The sequence below is a fragment of the Mesorhizobium sp. ISC11 genome, assembly GCF_037162595.1.
In the GTDB taxonomy this organism is placed as follows: Bacteria; Pseudomonadota; Alphaproteobacteria; order Rhizobiales; family Rhizobiaceae; genus Mesorhizobium; species Mesorhizobium ciceri.
Genome location: NZ_JAVSPW010000001.1, coordinates 4,556,818 through 4,575,992 on the forward strand (window position 1 = coordinate 4,556,818; position 19,175 = coordinate 4,575,992).

At 64.3% G+C, this 19,175-nt stretch carries 16 protein-coding genes and 1 pseudogene; 9 read left to right on the top strand and 8 right to left on the bottom strand.

Annotated elements, in window-relative coordinates:
* Positions 1-6: 6 nt before the first annotated feature.
* The 3 genes from rpe to RPF88_RS22145 form a co-directional block, all read right to left on the bottom strand.
* Entirely contained in the window at positions 7-684 is a 678-nt protein-coding gene (gene rpe, locus RPF88_RS22135) for a ribulose-phosphate 3-epimerase (protein WP_337123214.1), read from the bottom strand.
* Between the two features lie 222 nt (positions 685-906).
* Positions 907-4,752: a DUF7929 domain-containing protein gene (locus RPF88_RS22140; protein ID WP_337123215.1), complete on the bottom strand. Its 3,846-nt coding sequence runs from the start codon at positions 4,750-4,752 to the stop codon at positions 907-909.
* Between the two features lie 10 nt (positions 4,753-4,762).
* Complete coding sequence (locus RPF88_RS22145; protein ID WP_337123216.1) at positions 4,763-7,006, bottom strand: hypothetical protein; 2,244 nt, start codon at positions 7,004-7,006, stop codon at positions 4,763-4,765.
* 213 nt (positions 7,007-7,219) lie between these two features.
* Here RPF88_RS22145 and dnaK point away from each other — a divergent pair, with 213 nt between their 5' ends.
* From dnaK to RPF88_RS22190, 9 genes and pseudogenes are all read left to right on the top strand, one after another.
* Positions 7,220-9,136: a molecular chaperone DnaK gene (gene dnaK / locus RPF88_RS22150; protein ID WP_024502156.1), complete on the top strand. Its 1,917-nt coding sequence runs from the start codon at positions 7,220-7,222 to the stop codon at positions 9,134-9,136.
* 212 nt (positions 9,137-9,348) lie between these two features.
* Positions 9,349-10,478, top strand: a pseudogene (gene dnaJ, locus RPF88_RS22155) (molecular chaperone DnaJ).
* A 167-nt stretch (positions 10,479-10,645) separates the two neighbouring features.
* Positions 10,646-11,251, top strand: a complete 606-nt coding sequence (pmtA, locus tag RPF88_RS22160) for a phospholipid N-methyltransferase PmtA (RefSeq protein ID WP_027161171.1) — start codon at positions 10,646-10,648, stop codon at positions 11,249-11,251.
* Between the two features lie 159 nt (positions 11,252-11,410).
* Positions 11,411-12,007 (top strand): NADPH-dependent FMN reductase, encoded by a 597-nt coding sequence (locus RPF88_RS22165; protein ID WP_024502157.1) that lies wholly within the window; start codon positions 11,411-11,413, stop codon positions 12,005-12,007.
* The gene (gene pyrF / locus RPF88_RS22170; protein WP_013528590.1) at positions 12,004-12,702 is read left to right on the top strand and encodes an orotidine-5'-phosphate decarboxylase; all 699 of its coding nucleotides are present in this window, start codon (positions 12,004-12,006) and stop codon (positions 12,700-12,702) included. Before RPF88_RS22165 ends, pyrF begins: the two co-directional genes overlap by 4 nt.
* Before the next feature lie 32 nt (positions 12,703-12,734).
* Complete coding sequence (locus RPF88_RS22175; protein ID WP_013528591.1) at positions 12,735-13,022, top strand: DUF1330 domain-containing protein; 288 nt, start codon at positions 12,735-12,737, stop codon at positions 13,020-13,022.
* 245 nt (positions 13,023-13,267) lie between these two features.
* Positions 13,268-13,588 carry an ArsR/SmtB family transcription factor gene (locus RPF88_RS22180; protein WP_013528592.1) on the top strand — a complete coding sequence of 107 codons (321 nt, stop codon included), beginning with the start codon at positions 13,268-13,270 and terminating at the stop codon, positions 13,586-13,588.
* On the top strand, positions 13,585-14,052 hold the full coding sequence (locus RPF88_RS22185) for an SRPBCC family protein (protein ID WP_337123217.1): 468 nt from the start codon (positions 13,585-13,587) through the stop codon (positions 14,050-14,052). Before RPF88_RS22180 ends, RPF88_RS22185 begins: the two co-directional genes overlap by 4 nt.
* 41 nt (positions 14,053-14,093) lie before the next feature.
* Positions 14,094-14,504: a GFA family protein gene (locus RPF88_RS22190; RefSeq protein WP_337123218.1), complete on the top strand. Its 411-nt coding sequence runs from the start codon at positions 14,094-14,096 to the stop codon at positions 14,502-14,504.
* 43 nt (positions 14,505-14,547) lie between these two features.
* Here RPF88_RS22190 and RPF88_RS22195 read toward each other — a convergent pair whose 3' ends face one another.
* The 5 genes from RPF88_RS22195 to RPF88_RS22215 form a co-directional block, all read right to left on the bottom strand.
* A complete protein-coding gene (locus RPF88_RS22195; protein ID WP_337123219.1) occupies positions 14,548-15,621 on the bottom strand; it encodes a D-alanine:D-lactate ligase-like protein in 1,074 nt (357 codons plus the stop codon).
* A gap of 127 nt (positions 15,622-15,748) precedes the next feature.
* Positions 15,749-16,630, bottom strand: coding sequence for an SMP-30/gluconolactonase/LRE family protein (locus RPF88_RS22200; protein ID WP_337123220.1), 882 nt, complete (start codon positions 16,628-16,630; stop codon positions 15,749-15,751).
* Positions 16,627-17,268 carry a 2-dehydro-3-deoxy-6-phosphogalactonate aldolase gene (locus RPF88_RS22205; protein ID WP_337123221.1) on the bottom strand — a complete coding sequence of 214 codons (642 nt, stop codon included), beginning with the start codon at positions 17,266-17,268 and terminating at the stop codon, positions 16,627-16,629. Before RPF88_RS22205 ends, RPF88_RS22200 begins: the two co-directional genes overlap by 4 nt.
* The gene (locus RPF88_RS22210; protein WP_337123222.1) at positions 17,265-18,218 is read right to left on the bottom strand and encodes a 2-dehydro-3-deoxygalactonokinase; all 954 of its coding nucleotides are present in this window, start codon (positions 18,216-18,218) and stop codon (positions 17,265-17,267) included. The genes RPF88_RS22205 and RPF88_RS22210 overlap by 4 nt, the downstream gene beginning before the upstream one ends.
* The gene (locus RPF88_RS22215) at positions 18,215-18,982 is read right to left on the bottom strand and encodes an SDR family NAD(P)-dependent oxidoreductase (protein ID WP_337123223.1); all 768 of its coding nucleotides are present in this window, start codon (positions 18,980-18,982) and stop codon (positions 18,215-18,217) included. Before RPF88_RS22215 ends, RPF88_RS22210 begins: the two co-directional genes overlap by 4 nt.
* Between the last annotated feature and the right edge of the window lie 193 nt (positions 18,983-19,175).

The following is a 19,175-nucleotide window of genomic DNA, read 5'->3' on the forward strand; positions in this document are numbered from 1 at the left end:
TGCTGGTCAACCGGCTGCCTTATCGGCTGCCGTCCTGATCGCCTGGATGTTCTGCCGATAAGCCTCGACGCTGCCGCCTTTGAAGATGGCGGCGCCCGCCACCAGCACATCGGCGCCGGCAGCGGTGACCAGCGGCGCGGTTTCGGCTGAAACACCGCCGTCGATCTCGATGCGGATCGGCCGGCCTCCGATGAGGGCCTTGACCCGCGTCACCTTGTCGACGATCGCTGGGATGAAGGCCTGGCCGCCGAAGCCCGGATTGACGGTCATGATCAGGATCAGGTCGAGCCGGTCGAGCACGTATTCGACCACGCTTTCCGGCGTCGCCGGATTGAGCGACACACCGGCCTTCTTGCCAAGATTCCTGATGGTCTGCAGCGAGCGGTCAAGATGCGGGCCGGCCTCGGCATGGACGGTCAAACCGTCGCAGCCGGCCTCGGCGAAAGCGGCCAGATAGGGGTCGGCCGGGGCAATCATCAGATGGCAGTCGAAGAAGACCTTGGTGCGGTTGCGGATCGCCTTGATCACTGGCGGGCCAAAGGTGATGTTGGGCACGAAATGCCCGTCCATAACATCGAGATGTATCCAATCGGCGCCGGCTGCCGCTACCGCTTCGACCTCATCGCCGAGTTTGGAAAAATCCGATGCCAGCACCGATGGTGCAATCAGGGTCTTTCTGCTCATGGATGCGGCCTTTCCGAGTGTCCTTCTCGTTGGCCACCCTATCGACTGCCTAATGCGCCGCAGCCGACTTGTCGAGGGTGCAGGCGCGGTCGACGCGCAGGCTGGGACGCGTGCCGTTATCCGCGATCATGCTGCGGCCAATTCCCGCTTGTCCCCACAGCTGCGAAGAAAAACCCGCCGGATTGCTCCGGCGGGGTTTCTGGTCTCGTGTCGAGCAGGTGGTTATTGCTGCTGGAGCTTCAGGATTCTGTCTGGAACCTGGTCCTGCCGCTGTTCGACTTGCGGCCTGCGCCGTGGCAGCACCTGCTGCAGCAGCAGGCCGGGGTTCAGCTCCAGCGACGGTTGTCCGCGGACCGCCCGGCAGTTCGGATAGCGCCCGATCGTGCCTTCCGGGCAGCGCCTCCTGATGATCGGCTGGCACTGGCCATCGATCATCTGCGAGCCCGGTGCGCATTCCACCTCCTGCCTGCGGCATGCGCCGTTGATCACCTCGGTGCCGCGCGGGCAGACACATTCGCCGCGCTTGTTGTGGACCTGGCCGCGTATGTCGCACTGCTCCTGCGTCGGCTGCTTGCGCCGGCAGGCATTGCCCCGCACCTCGGTACCCCTCGGGCAGACACAATTGCCGTCGGCGTCGTGGACCTGGCCACGGATGGTGCACTGGTCAGGCCTTGGCCGGATCGAGCGGCAGGCGCCGTTTCTGACCTCGTTGCCTTGCGGGCAGACGCAGTCTCCGTCGGCGTCGTGGACCTGGCCACGGATGATGCACTGCTCAGGCTTCGGCCGGATCGGACGGCAGGCGCCATTGCGCACCTCGGTCCCTCGCGGGCAGACACAGTCTCCATCGGCATCGTGGACCTGGCCACGGATCGTGCACTGCTCCGGCTTTGGCTGGATCGGGCGGCAGCCATTGCCCCTGATCTCGGTTCCCCTGGGGCAAACACAATCGCCATCCGCATTGTGGACCTGGCCACGGATAGTGCACTGCTCGGGCTTGTCGGTCCTGACGCACCTGCCGTTCTCGAGCCCGGTTCCGCGTGGGCAGACGCAGCGGCCGTCCTCGGTGCGGATCTGGCCCTCGAGCAGCACACAGCGTTTCGGCTGTTCCGGCTTCGGCACGATACCACCGCCCGGCGAGCACTGGCCGTTGCGGTAGGTGGTGCCTTCGGGGCAAACGCAGCGGCCGGCATCGTTCATGACGAAGCCTTGCGAGCATTCCTTCCTCGTCTCCTGGCTAATGGTGAAGGGATGGCAGGCATAGGCCTTGCCGCGATCGCCCTGCACATTGATCTGATCGCCGCCAAGCACGTCGCCACCGCCCTGCACCCGTGTGTCGGGAGACAGCACGCCGACGCAATTCTGGCCGCTGACATTGCCCTGCAGATTGGCCAGGCGGCCGTCGTCGGGAATGACCACGGTGACATGGTGTACCCGGCTTTCGCCGGCGCCGAGCGTCAGGTTGGCAATGCAGGACGCAGGCAAGGTTGCCGGTTCCGGCGAGCAGCCGAAGGGCGGATCGATCGAGGTGATCTCAACGCCTTCCAGCCTGCCGAGCCCCTCCACGCCGATCGCATCGCCGATGCGGACCGGCCCGGAGAAGGCGGTCGCTCCGTCATTGGTGATGGTGATCTCGAACGAGCAGGGTTGGCCGAGCCTGCATTCGCGGTCGCCGGTCTTTTCGACACGGATGGTCGAAGAACCGCCGCCCTTGGCGCAGGCCTGGCCAAAGGGATAGACGACGTCGTCGCCCGGCGCAGGCCCATAGGAGCCGCGCGCGCAGTTTTCGAACGCGCCATTCGCCGAGACCGTCACGTCGAAGTGGCGGCTGGTTCCAGGTGTCATGACGGCACCGGGAATCTGGCACGACAGCGCATTGGCCGGAACCGGTCCGCACGCCCATTCCGCGCCGTCGGGGGTGACGGTCTGGATCTGGACGGGCGCGCCGCCGGCCACCAGCGTGGCGGCATCGTTGACCCGCACCGGACCGTTGGGGGCAGCGGTGCCAAGGCTGATGACGGTGATGCGGCAAGAGACGACCGCGGCACCGGCGAGCGAGCCGTTGCACACCTTGGTGATGCGCAGGGTCGGCTTGCCGCCATTGGGATGACGGAAGCGTTCCTTGGCGCAGGCCTTGTTGTTGGTGAGGTCGTTTTCACCGGCGATGGGCTTCACCTCAGCGCAATTCTCGACAGTGTCCGACTGGTAGCCGGCCGGCATGACCGCCTTCACGAAGATCGGCGTCGAGGCGCCCGCAGGCAGCGAGATGCCGGCATTGTCGCAGCGGAACTGGCCGGGGCCGTTCGGTCCGCATGTCCAGGGCGGGCTCGGCCCGAAGGTCGAGGAGGACGGCGCGCCGCCCGGATAATTGTCGATCACCGTCAGCGGTCCATTGTAGGTGGCGCTGCCGTTGTTGATGATGTCGATCACGAAGGTGCAGATGCCGTCGGCCGAGCAGACCGGGACGCGGGCACGCTTCTTCAGGATCAGGTCGACCTTCTTCTCCACCGGCGGCCGGCAGTCGCGGTCACGGTCGCCGCGCCGGCAGATCGGGATCGAGGCACAGCCGCGATCGTTCGACTGGCTGCCGAACAGCGGCTTGCCGCTGGCGCCATAGTTATAGGTGGCGCAGTTGCGTAAAGCACCGCCTTGCCAGCCTCCGGCCGGCTTGAAACCAAGCTTGAGGTCGACGGAGGCCCCCGGATTGAGCGTGGTCACCGGATAGGTGCAGGTCATCGGGGTGGTTCCGGGTACGCAGACCCAGGGCGGATTTGGCCCTGAATCGAGCGTCGAGCCGGCCGGCAGCGTCACCTCGTCGAGCACGATCTTGCCGTGGTAGGCACCGGTGCCGACATTGGTGACCCTGATGGTGAAGTCGCAGCCGCCGCCCATCGTGCAACGCGTCACGTCGGCGCGTTTCTCGACCTTGAGGTCCGGCTCCTTGTCCCTGGGCGGGCACCTCTGGTCTCGCGGGATGACGATGTCGATCGTCTGCGTGCAGCACAGGCCCCAGCCTTCCTTCGGACCGGCATAGGTTTCGATGCCGGTGACGATGAGGTGGATGACGTCGCCGGGCGAGGCACCGACGATCTTCCAGTTGAGCACACCGCCGCCCGCCGGCACCAATTGGGTATCGGGGATGATGTTGATGCCGGGCGTGCTCGTCGACACCTGCACCCACTTGCCGCCCATCTCCGGGCCGACCGGCATGTGGTAGATGAAGGCGCCGCCGCCGGGCACGCAGTCGACCGTGCCGCGTTCCACCTTGAAGCATTCCTTGCCGGGAGGTGGCGGTGGCGGATTGCACTTGGTGACGTCGATCTTGATCGAGGTCTTCACGCCGGTCTTGAAGTCACCGTCGTCGGGCTTGCCCGGATCCTGCGACGGGATGATGGTCCCGGTGCCCGGTCCGGCCGTCACCTTGATCATGCCCTGGTTGTCGACGATCATCGGCGCGGGAAATGCCGCACGATCGATCTTGGCCGTGATCGCGAAGTTGATCACACGCTCGTTGGCAGCGCCGACGCCGTCGACATCGGACGTGGAGATCCGGAAGTCCGAAACCGTGGCAGTATCGTTCGGGTCAGCCGAAGTGCTGATCGTTGCACCCGGCAGTGATCCGCCGGACGAATCCGTGCCGTCGCCGGACACGTTGACGTTGATGATCGCAAGGCCGTGCGGAAGCTGGTCCTTGAAGTCGATCCTGACCTTCTTCAGCCTGGCCTCGAGGCTCGGGTCGGCAAGGCCCTGCGGATCGCCGCGCAAGCCGAAGCTCAGCGAGTAGACGACGTAATCGCAGCCTCTTTGAACGCCTGTCTTGGTGAAGAAAGGCACCACCTGGTCAGGCCTCGGAGTGACGACGCGCGAACTGTCAAGATCGAGCTTCAGCTCCGGGGTGATCGAGGCAGCGTCTTCTGCAAAGCCTTGCACCGGGGTGAACATGGCGACCGCGATACCGGCCGCCATCAGCCAGCGCGCGCCGCGCCTGGCGTATGACAGGGGTTTCATGATCGTCTCCATGACGGTTGTTTGGGCGTTCGTTGCGAGCGGGGAGAGTGCGAGATTTTTCATCTTCCCCTCCTCAACGTTCGCAGCTGGCGGCTGGGGTTCTGAGCGGCAAAGTCATCTTGCAGCAAGGGTAATAGCCACCCTTGTCCTTGTCGGACTTCCTGTAGAAGCAGAGCCCGACATCGACTGTGTCGCCCGGATAGTGGCCGGTGATGTCGATCGTGTAGGGCTTGCCGGGCGCATGCGACTGGGATGATGTCACCCCGACGCCTGGCGTCCTGGACTGGACCTTGATCGAATCGCCGCCGAAGCCGGCATGGTCATGGAGATAGAGATCGGCCTCGAGGCCGGAAGGCGTGCAGTAATACTGGACGTCGTCGACGTCGAGACATGGAGGCAGGTTGCCGGGTGGTGGGAAATCCGGCGGGTAGAAGGGGGGCAGGTAGCCGCCCGGGATTTCCTCGTAATAGCCGGCGCGGCCCTCGCAAGGGTGCCAGACGGCAACATCGCCGACATGGCCCTCGACCTCCGGGTCTTCGAAATAACCGTCGAAGTCGACGAACCATGAGCCGAAGGGCGGCACATTGGCCGGCTTGACCAGCTCTTTCGGCGTGATCTGCACACCGTGTACGGCCAGCGGCCCGCCGGCTGCGAGCTGTTCGGCGAGTGAAGGATTGTCGCGCAGCTTGTCGCCCGTGTTGACCAGCGTCTGCGTGCAGACGGAGCTGTCGAGATTGCCGTCGGCATCATAGCCATATTGCAGATCAAGACCGCCGGCCGACTGCCGGTTGCCTTGGGGGAAGCCGACCGCATATTCCTGCGGCACTTCGACCCAGAGCGATTCCGTTTCCGGATCGTCCGGGTTCTCCCGGAAGTAGCGGATGACCTCGCCTTTACCGGAATCGGCGAACTGGCTGTAATCGTAACGGTTCTCGACCGGACCGCGCTGGGCCAGGTACATGAAGCCGCTGTTGTCGAAGGCGATGTCGGTGACGGCGTAGTCCTTGTCGGCCCTGACCGTCAGTTCCCAGCGCGGGTCACCGGCAAAACTGCCGTCGCGAGCGATGCCCACCGACCAGATTTCCGACTTTTCGCCGACCGAATAGTAGAGCCGGCCGCCATGGTAGGAGACACCCCAGACGCGGCGCTCGTCCTGCGTGTAGCCCCAGCTGTCGGGGTCTTCGCTATCGAAGGCGGCACCTTGTATGTCCATCACCGAACCATCGTCGGCGACGGGAGCGAGCCCATGCGTGGGCCGGCCGGCAACGCCGTGATCGAAGCTGTCGATCAGTCTGCCTTCGGCGTCGATGCGATGGATCAGGCCGGTGTCGAGATCGGACGCAAAGAACTCGCGGTGAGTGGCGTCGAAAGTGAGATTGCCGATGCCGGGACCGCTGTTGGTGTCGATGTCGGCGAATTTGGAGACCTGGCCGGTGATGCCGTCGATCTTCCAGACGGTGCCCGGCCCGCCACCGTTTTCGGTGCCGAACTGGCCATCCATGAAGGTGGCGCCGGCAGCGCCGCGGCGCTGCCTCTCGGGGCGGCCGTCATCGTCGGCATCCGGGGTGACGATACGGATGCCGTGCAGCGAGGTGGCGCCGGCATAGAGATTGGGAATGCCCGATGGAACGCCGTCGCGCACGCCGTCATCATAGGTGACGCCGAACACCTGGCCGATCTGCTCCGCCGTCACCTCGAAGGGCGGCGGCGTGTTGACCAGCTGGCCGGAGGCTGGGCCGCCCAGATGCGAAACGTCGAACACGCGCAAGGTGGCGCGCGTGGGGTCGATGAAGGTTTCGTCGACCGGATCGACGCCGGGCGGCAGGCCCTCTTTTTCGGAATCAGGGGGGTCGAAATTGGGAATGATGGTGCCGGAGAATCCGGTCACCGCCATCGAGCCGGGATAGATGATCCGGGTTTCCTGCGCCTGCGCGGCGCCCAGCCACAGGCCGAGTGCCAGCGCCAGCAACCCGCCTGGATGCACAGCACGGCGCAAGCCGCCATCAAGAGACGACACGAACGAGCCGCGGATGCGAGACATGACACTACCCCCCGTAGTCGACGGGAGAACGTCGGGGCTGGCCGCGCAAATCAGGGCAAGGCGCGGCGGTCCGGCTCGTTCTTCCCTGATCGAATTGTCTGCTTTCCTCAAGACGACGATACGCCTGGTCTTACGCAGGGTCAACGGAATCAGCGGAAAGCCCAGCGCATCGACCCCGTCCCGAAGGCGGTGGTCGCGCCGAGCTCCTGTTGTTCCCGGAGACCTCAGAGCCTCTGGGTTATTGGTCATGGGGGCTTCCTTTCCGGGCCGCACCATGCGGCACCTGGAGATCAGTCGCGGGCGGAGATGGAAAGGTTCATGGAAGGCCTGCGCAGAATGCTTGCGCGCGATGCCGCCTGTTCTTATATACGCGCCAAGCCGTTCGGCGCCGGAATGCCGGTTGCCGGAACGGGATTTCTTGTGAACAGGGGCTTTCGTCGGAACGCCTGTACGGGTCCTGAGAGCCTGCTTAGCGGAGAGACTAGAGAAATGGCAAAAGTAATCGGTATCGATCTCGGCACCACCAACTCCTGCATCGCCATCATGGATGGCAAGGAGCCCAAGGTAATCGAGAATGCGGAAGGCGCGCGCACGACGCCTTCCATCGTCGCCATCTCGGGCGACGACGAACGTCTGGTCGGCCAGCCGGCCAAGCGCCAGGCGGTCACCAATCCTGAAAACACCATCTTCGCGGTCAAGCGCCTGATCGGCCGCCGCTATGACGATCCGGTGACGGAGAAGGACAAGAAGCTTGTCCCCTACAAGATCGTCAAGGGCGACAATGGCGATGCCTGGGTCGAAGCCGGCGGCAGGAAGCAGTCGCCCTCGCAGATTTCGGCCATGATCCTGCAGAAGATGAAGGAGACGGCGGAAGCCTATCTCGGCGAAAAGGTCGAGAAGGCGGTCATCACCGTTCCGGCCTATTTCAACGACGCCCAGCGCCAGGCGACCAAGGATGCCGGCAAGATCGCCGGCCTTGAAGTGCTGCGCATCATCAACGAGCCGACCGCGGCAGCGCTTGCCTATGGCCTCGACAAGAAGGAAGGCAAGACCATTGCCGTCTATGACCTTGGCGGCGGCACGTTCGACATTTCGGTGCTCGAAATCGGCGATGGCGTGTTCGAGGTCAAGTCGACCAATGGCGACACCTTCCTCGGCGGCGAGGATTTCGACATGCGCCTGGTCGAATACCTGGCGGCCGAGTTCAAGAAGGAACAGGGCATCGACCTGAAGAACGACAAGCTTGCCCTGCAGCGCCTCAAGGAGGCGGCTGAAAAGGCCAAGATCGAGCTGTCGTCGACCACCCAGACCGAAATCAACCTGCCCTTCATCACCGCCGACGCGACCGGGCCGAAGCACCTGACGCTGAAGCTGACGCGCGCCAAGTTCGAGCAGCTGGTCGACGACCTCGTCCAGCGCACGATTGCCCCTTGCAAGGCGGCATTGAAGGATGCCGGCCTGAAGGCGGGCGAGATCGACGAAGTCGTCCTGGTCGGCGGCATGACCCGCATGCCCAAGATCCAGGAAATCGTGAAGCAGTTCTTCGGCAAGGAGCCGCACAAGGGCGTCAATCCGGATGAGGTCGTCGCTCTCGGCGCCGCCATCCAGGCCGGCGTGCTGCAGGGCGACGTCAAGGACGTGCTGTTGCTCGACGTGACGCCGCTGTCGCTCGGCATCGAGACGCTGGGTGGCGTGTTCACCCGCCTGATCGAACGCAACACGACGATCCCGACCAAGAAGAGCCAGGTGTTCTCGACGGCCGAGGACTCACAGTCGGCAGTGACCATCCGGGTCTTCCAGGGTGAGCGCGAAATGGCCGCCGACAACAAGGCGCTCGGCCAGTTCGACCTGGTCGGCATTCCGCCGGCGCCGCGCGGCGTACCGCAGATCGAGGTCACCTTCGACATCGACGCCAACGGCATCGTCAACGTTTCGGCCAAGGACAAGGGCACCGGCAAGGAGCACCAGATCCGCATCCAGGCATCGGGTGGCCTTTCGGACGCCGACATCGAGAAGATGGTCAAGGACGCCGAGGCCAATGCCGAGACCGACAAGAAGCGGCGTGCGCTGGTCGAGGCCCGCAACCAGGCCGAAGCGCTGCTGCATTCCTCGGAGAAGTCGCTGAAGGAATATGGCGACAAGGTTTCGGAAGGCGAGCGCACGGCGATCTCCGACGCGATCGCGGCGCTGAAGACCGCGACCGAAGGCGACGACGCGGCCGACATCGAAGCCAAGAGCCAGGCGCTGGCCGAGGCTTCTATGAAGCTTGGCCAGGCCATGTACGAGGCTTCGCAGAAGGAAGCGGCGGAAGCCGACGCCAAGGCGGACGCCGCCAAGGACAGTGACGTTGTCGACGCCGATTTCGAGGAAATCGACGAGGACGACGACAAGAAGAAGTCGGCCTGAACCGTTTGACGGCAAGATAAAGCGAAAAGCCCGGCGAAGGCCGGGCTTTTTTGCAACCCCTTGCAGAAAAACAGCGGGCCTTGCTGAAAAAATGCAGGCAAAGCCGCGTCGACACTGGCATCCCCCTTCCATCGCACCTAAATCGAAGCGTCAGTGCCGGCAAGAGACGCAACAATGCTTCAAGACGTTGAGCATCCGGACAGCGGGAAAAAATGAAAGCTGATTTCTACGAGACGCTGGGCGTGCAAAAGGCGCCGATGAGAAGGAGCTCAAGAGCGCTTTCCGCAAGCTCGCCATGCAATTCCATCCCGATCGCAACCCCGGCGACCATTCCTGCGAGCACAAGTTCAAGGAAATCAACGAAGCCTACGAGACGCTGAAAGACCCGCAGAAGCGCGCGGCCTATGACCGCTTCGGTCACGCCGCCTTCGAACAGGGCGGCATGAATGGCGGGGCCCAAGGCTTTGGCGCCGGCGGCTTCGCCGACATTTTCGAGGACATTTTCGGCGACATGATGGGCGGGCGCCAGCGCCGCTCGTCGGGCGGCCGCGAGCGCGGCGCCGACCTGCGCTACAACATGGAAATCACCCTGGAAGAGGCTTTTGCCGGCAAGACCGCACAGATCCGGGTGCCGGCGTCGATCTCGTGCTCTGAATGTTCGGGCAGCGGCGCTAAGCCCGGCACCCAGCCCGTCACCTGCTCGATGTGCAACGGCCACGGCAAGGTGCGCGCCACGCAAGGCTTCTTCTCGATCGAGCGGACCTGCCCGCAATGCCAGGGGCGCGGCCAGACGATCAAGGATCCGTGCCCGAAATGCGCCGGCCAGGGCCGCGTCACCGAGGAGCGTTCGCTGTCGGTCAACATCCCGGCCGGCATCGAGGACGGCACCCGCATCCGCCTTGCCAATGAGGGCGAAGCCGGCCTGCGCGGCGGGCCCTCGGGCGACCTCTATATTTTCCTGGCGGTCAAACCGCACGAGTTCTTCCAACGCGACGGCGCCGATCTCTATTGCAAGGTGCCGATCTCGATGACGACGGCAGCCCTTGGCGGCTCCTTCGAGGTGACGACGCTGGACGGCACGCAGACCAAGGTCAAGGTGACCGAAGGCACACAGAACGGGCGCCAGTTCCGCCTCAAGGGCAAGGGCATGCCTGTGCTGCGCCAGCCTAATGTCGGCGACCTCTACATCCAGACCGCGGTCGAGACGCCGCAGAACCTGACCCGGCGCCAGCGCGAACTTCTGGAGGAGTTCGAACAGCTCTCCTCGCAGGACAATTCGCCTCAATCGAGCGGCTTTTTCGCCCGTATGAAGGATTTCTTCGAGTCTTTCGGCGAGCGTTGATGCACTTTGGCCCGCGTAAGCCGATTTGCCACGCGTAAATCCTTGAATCGCGTCGCCCCTTGAGACGCGACGAAAATTATCTTATCCACGACATGCGTCCGGCCGCGCCTTGCCTAGCACCGCTCAGGTGCTAAGTAACTTTGCGGGGAGCGCTGAGGAGAGCTTGCATGACACGTGGCCCTGGACTGCGGAAGGCGCTTGTCGAAAAGTTCGACGACGAACTCAAATTCTTCAAGGGCTGGATCGACAAGCCGAAGACGGTTGGCTCGATCGTGCCGACCAGTTCGATCACCGCGCGCAAGATGGCCTCGATCGTCAATCCTAAATCCGGCCTGCCAGTGCTCGAGGTCGGTCCCGGTACCGGCGTCATCACCCGCGCCATCCTCGCCCAGGGCGTACGCCCCGAAAACCTCTACGCTGTCGAATATTCCACGGATTTCGTTCGTCACCTGCGGCGGCTCTATCCCGGCGTCAACGTCATCGAGGGCGACGCCTTCAACCTCAACGCCACGCTTGGCGACAAGAGCGGGATGATCTTCGATTCCGTCGTTTCGGGCGTGCCGCTGCTCAACTTTCCGGTCGCCCAGCGCATCGCCTATATCGAGAGCCTGCTCGACCGCATCCCGGCCGGACGGCCGATCGTGCAGCTGACCTACGGACCGATGTCGCCGATCCCGGCCGGCCGCGGTGACTACACGGTCAAGCATTTCGATTTCATCCTCCGCAACATTCCGCCGACGCAGCTGTGGATCTATCGCCGCGAAGCGCACTAGTGAGAAGGGAATAGGGCAATAGGGGAGTAAGAGAGTAGGGATGAAGGGTTCCATTTCCAGGCTATTTTCTACTCCCATATTCCCTACTGCCCTATTCCCCTATCCAGCCGTTGATTTGAGCCGTCCTTGGCTGTACCTGTCCGGGAACAAGGGTGGCCAATGGCAGTGATCCCGAAAATCCTCGTCTTCGCCGGCTCGGTGCGCAGCGGCGCCTATAGCGGCAGGGCCGCCGACGTGGCGCAAAAGGAACTCGCCATGCAAGGTGCCGAGGTGACCCGCATCTCGCTCGCCGAATACCCCCTGCCGATCATGGACGAGGACCTGGAAAAGGAAAAAGGCGTTCCCGAAAACGCCCAGAAACTCGGCCGTCTGATTGTCGCCCATGACGGGCTGCTGATCGCCACACCCGAATATAACGGCTCCATTCCGCCGCTGCTCAAGAACACGATCGACTGGGTGAGCCGGGTGCGCAGGGATGGTGGCCGGCCAGTCAGGCCGCTGGCCGGCAAGGTCGTTGGCCTCTGCTCGTCCTCCAACGGGCACTTTGCCGGTATCCGCTGCATCAACCATCTGCGCGCGGTGCTGGTGCGTTGCCAGATGGAGGTGGTGACGCCGGAATGCTCGGTGCCCGACGGCGGTGACGCCTTCGACGAGGATGGAAATTTCCGTGACGAAAGACTGCACAAATCGATGGAGCACCTATGCCGCACGCTGATCGAGACCTCGCGCCTGCTGTCCACCCGGATCGAGGCATGATCGCCAATAGCATGCGCGACCGGCTCATCGTCGGCCTCGACGTGCCGACAGTGAAGCAAGCCGAGCAGGCAGTGCGCGAACTCGACGGCATCGTCTCCTTCTACAAGATCGGCTACCAGCTTGCCTTCGCCGGCGGGCTCGACTTCGCCAGGGAGCTGGCCAGCGGCGGCACCAACGTCTTCCTGGACATGAAGCTGCTCGACATCGACCACACGGTGGCCAAGGGTGTCGAGAACATCGTCAAGATGGGCGTGACCATGCTGACCATCCACGCCTATCCCAAGGCCATGCAGGCCGCCGTAGAGGCGGCCAGAGGCAGCGACCTTTGCCTGCTTGCCGTCAGCGTTCTGACCTCGATGGACGAGCAGGACATGATCGACGTCGGCTATGAGTACGATCCGCATACGCTGGTGCTTAGGCGCTCGGAACAGGCGCTGCATGCCGGCATGGGCGGCATCGTCTGCTCGGCCGCGGAGGCCGAGGCGGTGCGCCGGATCGTGGGACCCGACATGGCGGTGGTGACGCCCGGCATCCGGCCGGCGGGCAGCGACCATGGCGACCAGAAGCGCGTGGTGACGCCGGGCCAGGCGATTCGCAACGGCGCCAGCCACCTCGTCGTCGGCCGTCCGATCATTGCTGCGGCCAACAAACGGGAAGCGGCCGAAGCCATCCTCGACGAGATGCGCTCGGCCTGAGATTTCCAGGAACAAGTTCGGAGACCAAGAAAATGCCCAAAGGATACTGGATCGCTCGTGTCGATGTGCGCGACGCGGAAGGCTACAAGGACTACGTGGCCGCCGCCAAACCCGCCTTCGAGCGCTTCGGCGCGAAATTCCTGGCGCGCGGCGGCGAGCATGAAAAGGCCGAAGGCCCCGGCCGCGCACGCAATGTCATCATCGAGTTCGAATCGCTGGCTGCCGCACACGATTGCTACCACTCGCCGGAATACCAGCGCGCCGCCGCCATCCGGCAGAAGGTCGCCGATGGCGAGATTGTCCTGGTCGAGGGCGCCTGAGGTCCCCTGCAAGCATAGTTCCGGTTCTAGCCGGAGACGTGCTCAAAATCGGATAGAGCCTGGCGGCGTTTGAAGCCTCGCAGGCTCATTTTACATATCTTTGCTCCGCGATTTCACGGTGATCTGCCTGGCGCAGTTGCCAGGTGCGGAGCCGTGCCGACGAGCGGTCATTCAACGCCGGTCGGATTGCCGGTTGACATGCAGGTATTTACCTGCATATTATGCCTTACAACAGAGTGAGGCAGATGGACGCCGACAAGGTTTTCAAAGCGCTGGGCGACCCGACGCGCAGAAGGCTGCTCGACCTTCTGTGCGAGCAGAACGGGCAGACGCTCGGTCAGCTTTGCGATCATCTGGACATGGCCAGGCAATCCGCCACCCAGCACCTCGACCTGCTGGAGGCGGCCAACCTGGTGAGCACGGTCAAGCGCGGCCGCGAAAAACTACATTTCATCAATCCCGTGCCGCTGCACGAAGTCTACGAGCGCTGGGTACGGAAATTCGAACGGCAGCGGCTCAGCCTGCTGCACGACCTGAAGCAGGAACTCGAAGGAGAAGACCAATGACCACCAGAGAGACCACGAGCTTTGTCTACGTGACCTATATCCGCTCGACGCCGCAGAAGGTGTTCGAGGCGATAATCAAGCCCGAGATCGCAAAGCGCTACTGGGGCCACGAGAACGTCTCCGAATGGACGCCGGGCTCGAAATGGGAGCACATCCGCGCCAAGGACGAACGGACCGTCGAACTCGTCGGCAAGGTCGTCGAGATTTCGCCGCCGACCCGCCTCGTCATCACCTGGGCGAACGCTTCGCAGGCGGACGATCCGTCAAAAACCAGCCGCGTGACGTTCGCCATCGAGGAATACGACACCATGGTGCGGCTGACCGTCAGCCATGACGAGCTCGAGGCCGGCAGCGGCATGGCGAAGGGCGTCAGCCAGGGTTGGCCGGCGGTGCTGTCCAGCCTGAAATCCTTCCTCGAAACCGGCAGCGGCATCGATATTTTCGCCAAGCCGAAGTCGGCCTGATGTTGCGACCTCGAGCAGAATCAGACCCGTGGAGAATAACAATGACCCAGCGCTATACCGGCGGCTGCGCATGCGGCGCGATCCGTTACGAGACCAATGACGAGCCTATCTTCCAGAACCACTGCCAATGCAGCGATTGCCAGAAGCGCTCAGGCACCGGCCACGGATCCTACCTGACCTTCGGCCAGCGCGCCGATATGGCCATTACCGGGGAGGTGAGCACCTGGCGTGTGGCGGGCGCCAGCGGCAATGAAAAAATCCACACCTTCTGTCCAACCTGCGGAACGCCGGTCTTTCTGATATCCGTCGCCATGCCGGAATTCATAGCGGTCCATGCGGCCAGCCTCGACGATCCGGAACAGTTCAGCCCACAGATGGTGACTTACACGAGCCACGGCCATGCCTGGGACAAGATGGATCCCGCCTTGCAGGCGGTCGAGCGAATGCCGTAGTGAAACGCGTCCGCCGGTCGGCCCGCGATCTGCCGTAGCGCCTTCAGGCGCGATGCTCTTGGCCGATCAGCCGGCTCGCCGCTGTCTCGGCTATGGCATCGGCAAGCTCGAGGCCCCATTGCTGGCGGCAATAGGCGCGGAAATCGAAGCAGGGCAGGCCGGGGCAGACCTCGAACTCGATGAGGTGGACGGTGTCGTCGGCCTCGACCCTGAGATCGATGGAAAACACGTCGCGCAGGCCGAGCCCGCTCATCAGCCGCCCGGCGATCGCACGAATCCTGGCGTCGGCGGCCGGCTGGCTGTCGGCGACCGCGACGAGCTCCGGCTCGGCGTAATGTCCCGCCGCTTTCGCTGCCTCGCCAGTGTCGCCGTAGAGCGCCAGGCTGTCGGCCATGGTCTGGAAATCGGCGCCTGAATCGACAAAGGCCACGCCAAGCACTTCGACTCCCGCGCCCGGCATCAGGCTAAGGAAACTGGCGCGCACGTTGCGGCCGGCGACGTAGGGCTGGACGACGACATCGTCGCGATAGGCCGAAAAGACGCGCCGGCTGAGCTCCAAAGCGTGGGCGAGATCGCTGCAGCGCGACTCCGGCCAGATGCCGATCTTGGCGCCGAGCCGGTTGGGCTTGACGAACCAGCCGGCGGGCGAGGCCGGCGGCTCGACCAGCCATTGGCCGTCACGCGCGAGCCCAGCCTGTGGCACCGGCAGGCCGAGCGCGCCGAGCACGGCGCCGGAGCGGAACTTGTCCTGGCAGAGCGCGAACAGCGCATCGTCGGCGCCGATTGTCTTGAAACCGCCCAGTCGCGCCAAAGCGGGCGCCGCGCCGCCGCGGAAATAGGCGATGCCGTCGGTCAGCGTCCAGACCACCGTTGTGCTGGGATGCTCGCCGGCGAGCACGCTGGCAGCGTCGTCGAGCCCCACCGGCGCGAACGACAGGCCGCGTGCCTGGCAGGCACGGCCAAGCACGTCGAATTCAGGAGCGAGATCGGTCGACTGCGCCAGATAGGACGCGATTTCGGTTGCGCGCTGCGGCGCATGGCCGTCGGCGACCAGACGGTCGAAACAAGCCTTTTCCGGCTCATGGACGAGTATCAGTTTCGGCTTAGGGCTTGGCATGAGATGAACGATCCCCGGCGGTACGATCACCTACCATCGCATGGTCGAGACGTCAGGCTCTCGCGAAACCGACACGGTGCGGGCGGTGGCGTGACAACGCACCGTCCGACCATAGAATCCAGTTCGATCAGGCGATCAGCACGCGCGGCTCGAAGCGGCCGTTGACGGGAATATCGAGCAGAAAGGTCATGCCGCCCTGCAGATCCAGCAGACGCTGCTTCTCATCCTTGCCCGACCAGGCGGAGGTGACCGCCAGCCGGTCGGCCTTGGCGCCGACGAAGGCTGGGCAGGATGGCTGCGTCACCGGCATGGCGACCGTGCGGACGAGCTTGCCGTCGGGTTCGTAGGCTTCGATGACGCTGCCGCCCCAGACGGCGTTCCACAGGATGCCGTCGCGGTCGAGCACGGATCCGTCGATATAGCCTTTGGCCGAGCGGTGGTCGACGAACAGCTTGGGCTCACCGGCAGGCAGACCGGTCGCCGGGTCGCAGGCGACGCGCATCAGCATCCCGGTCGAGGTGTCGGTGTAGTAAGCGATCGCGCCATCCTCGGTAAAACAGATCGAATTGGAGACGGTGATGTCCGAAAACAGCTGGCGCAGTTCGCCCTTGAAAAACCAGTAGATCGAACCCGCGCCTTTTTCCTCGCCCTTGCCCATGGTGCCCATCCACAGGGCGCCGCAGGGATGGACGCGGGAATCGTTGGAGCGCGTGACCGGATTGTCGGCCTCGACAGGCGTGTGCAGCGTCAGCTTGCCGGTCGCGACATCGCGGACATAAAGGCCGGTCTCGGCGGCGATCAGCTGGCGCTTGTCGTCGATGACGGCGATGGCGCTCGCCATTTGGCCAAGCTCATGGACGGTGGTCGCGCCGCCGGACAGCCGCTTTTCCAGAAGCTGGCTGTTGACGATGTCAAACCAGTAGAGCGTATCGGTGGCGGGATCGTAGCTCGGCCCCTCGCCGAGCTGGCAGACGTGATCGGAAAAAACCGAAACGATCGCTTCGCTCATCCTGCTTCTCCGAACACCGCATCCCAGGCCGCGACGGCAGCGTGCGCACGCGCGGCCACCTCGTCGACGCTCATGCCCGGCTTGAACAGGCTGGAGCCCAGACCAAAGGCGGTCACGCCGGCAGCCTTGTAGCCGGCAAAATCTTTTTCAGAGACACCGCCGACGGCGCCGACCAATGTCTGCGCCGGCAACACCGCGCGCATCGCGGAAATGCCGCCGGCGCCCAGCACGCTCGCCGGGAAGAATTTCAGGGCCGAGGCGCCGAGCTTGATCGCCAGGAAGGCTTCGGTCGGCGTGAACACGCCGGGCATCGTCACCATGCCGTAATGCATGGCGCGCGCCATCACCTCGGCATCGATGTTGGGACTGACCAGCAGCCGCCCTCCGGCCTGGTGCAAGCCATCGACATCGGCCGGCGTCAGCACCGTGCCGGCGCCGACCAGCGCCGTTTTCGGCAGCACTTGGACGATGCGGGCGATCGACGAGAACGGTTGCGGCGAGTTGAGCGGCACTTCGATCGCCTCGATGCCGGCGTCGAACAGCGCCTGGCCCATGGCCATCGCCTCGGTGGGCTTGAGCCCGCGAAGGATGGCAACCAGGCCGCGCTTGAGTTTTGGAAACGGTGCGGTCTGGCTCATCGGGCAACTCCAATTCTGGCGATCATGCCGTTCTCGCGCGCCGCCTCGACGAGACCGGCACGCACTGCCTCGTCGGCGTCGACGGCCCGGACCTCAAGCCCAGCAAGACCAAGTGCGGCCTGGTAGAGTGCGGCCAGCGCGCCGGAGGCAATCAGCACCACGGGTTCGGCGCCGGCGCCATGCCGGCGGCTGGCGGAGGCGATCTCGCCGCCGATCAAAAGGCCGGACAGGCAGGCGGCGGCATCGTCGGCTTTCAGATCCTGCAGCAGGCCGGCGGCGCGGATGGAAAACAGCCGCGAGGTGACATCGCCGCCTTCGCCCAATGCGGTTTCGCACCAGCGGCGGAAGAACGGATTGTCCGATGTGACGGGCTTCGGATGTTCGCCGAGCGAATGGCGCAGGATCGAGTGCGCGGCTAGCACGGAAAACAGCTCGCCGGTCGGCCAGGTGCCGAAGCCGGCAACCGCGCCATCCTCGACCAGCACCCATTTCGAATGGGTGCCGGGCATGCAGACCAACTGGCGCCCCCTGGCCGGCAGGCCGGCGCCGGCAAGCTGGGTTTCCTCGCCGCGCATGACGTCGGGCGCGTCAGTCAGCCGCTGGGCCAGACCCGGAACGATGCGGATGTCACGGCTCTGTCCGGGCACGCTGGCGGCGCCCGCAAGGATGGCGGTAAGCGGCGCCGGCACGGTGACATAGGGCGCTTCGAGCCAGCCCTGGCGGGACCCGGCCATGCCGCAGATGATGACGGGCAGCGCCGCTGGTGCTCCCATCGCCGCCAGATGCCCTTCGAGGATGGTCGAAAAGCCCTTTTGCTGCGCGGTGATCAGGCCGTCATCGCCGCGGCGTTCGGCAAGCATCTTGCCTTGCCCGTCGATCAGCCAGACCCGCATGCGGGTCGTGCCCCAGTCGACGGCGGCGACCGCCGGTGCGTTGCCGGCTTGGCTCACAGGAAACCTCCATCGACGATCAGCATCTGCGCCGTCAGCATGCGCGAAGCGTCCGAGGCCAGGAACAGCACCGTGCCGACGATGTCGTCGGGCTGCATCACCTGTTTTATGCACTGCTTGGCGACATGGGCGGCAAGCCCCTGTTCGGTCACCCAGAGCTCCTTCTGCCGCTCGGTGATCACCCAGCCGGGCGCGATGGCGTTGACGCGGATGCCGTCCACACCGAGCTTGCCGGCCAGCCCCTTGGTCAGACCGAGGATACCGGCCTTGGCGGCCGTGTAGGACGGCATGTCGGGGTGGTTGATCAGATAGGACGTCGAGGTGAAGTTGATGATCGAGCCGCCGCCGGCCCGCTTCATGCCCGGCGCCACCGCTTGCGCGGTGAAGAAATGCGGCCTCAGATTAATGGATTGGTTGTTGTCCCAGAACTCGACCGTCACGTCTTCGACGGCGTGGCGTTCGTCCCAGGCCGCATTGTTGACCAGCACGGTGACATCGCCATGCGCCTCGGCAGCCTTCGCGGCGGACGCCCGCAGGGCCTCGACATCGCGCAAATCGGTCTTGAGATAGAGCGGCCGGCGGCCGAATTCTTTCTCGATGCGGTCGGCAAGAGCTGTGCTTGGGCCGTCGGCGATGTCGATGAAGGCGACATTGGCGCCCTGGCGCACAAAACCCTCGGTCAGTGCCGCGCCAATTCCGGAGCCGCCGCCGGTGATCAGCACCGAGGCTCCTTCGAGGTCGGCAAAATGCGCCGATGGCATCATCGTTGTTGTCTCCCAGCGCATGACCCCGAAAATCGGATCGATTTTCGGAAAGGGATCATGCGCAAATGTTAAATGCTACAGCGTCCTTTGCGCGTCTTGAAAGACGCGCGGCGCCGTAGCGTGATCGGCGCGCATCCTAGCCACGCAAGGCGCTCGGGCAAGGGCGAACCGCCGAATTTCAGGGCTTATGTCA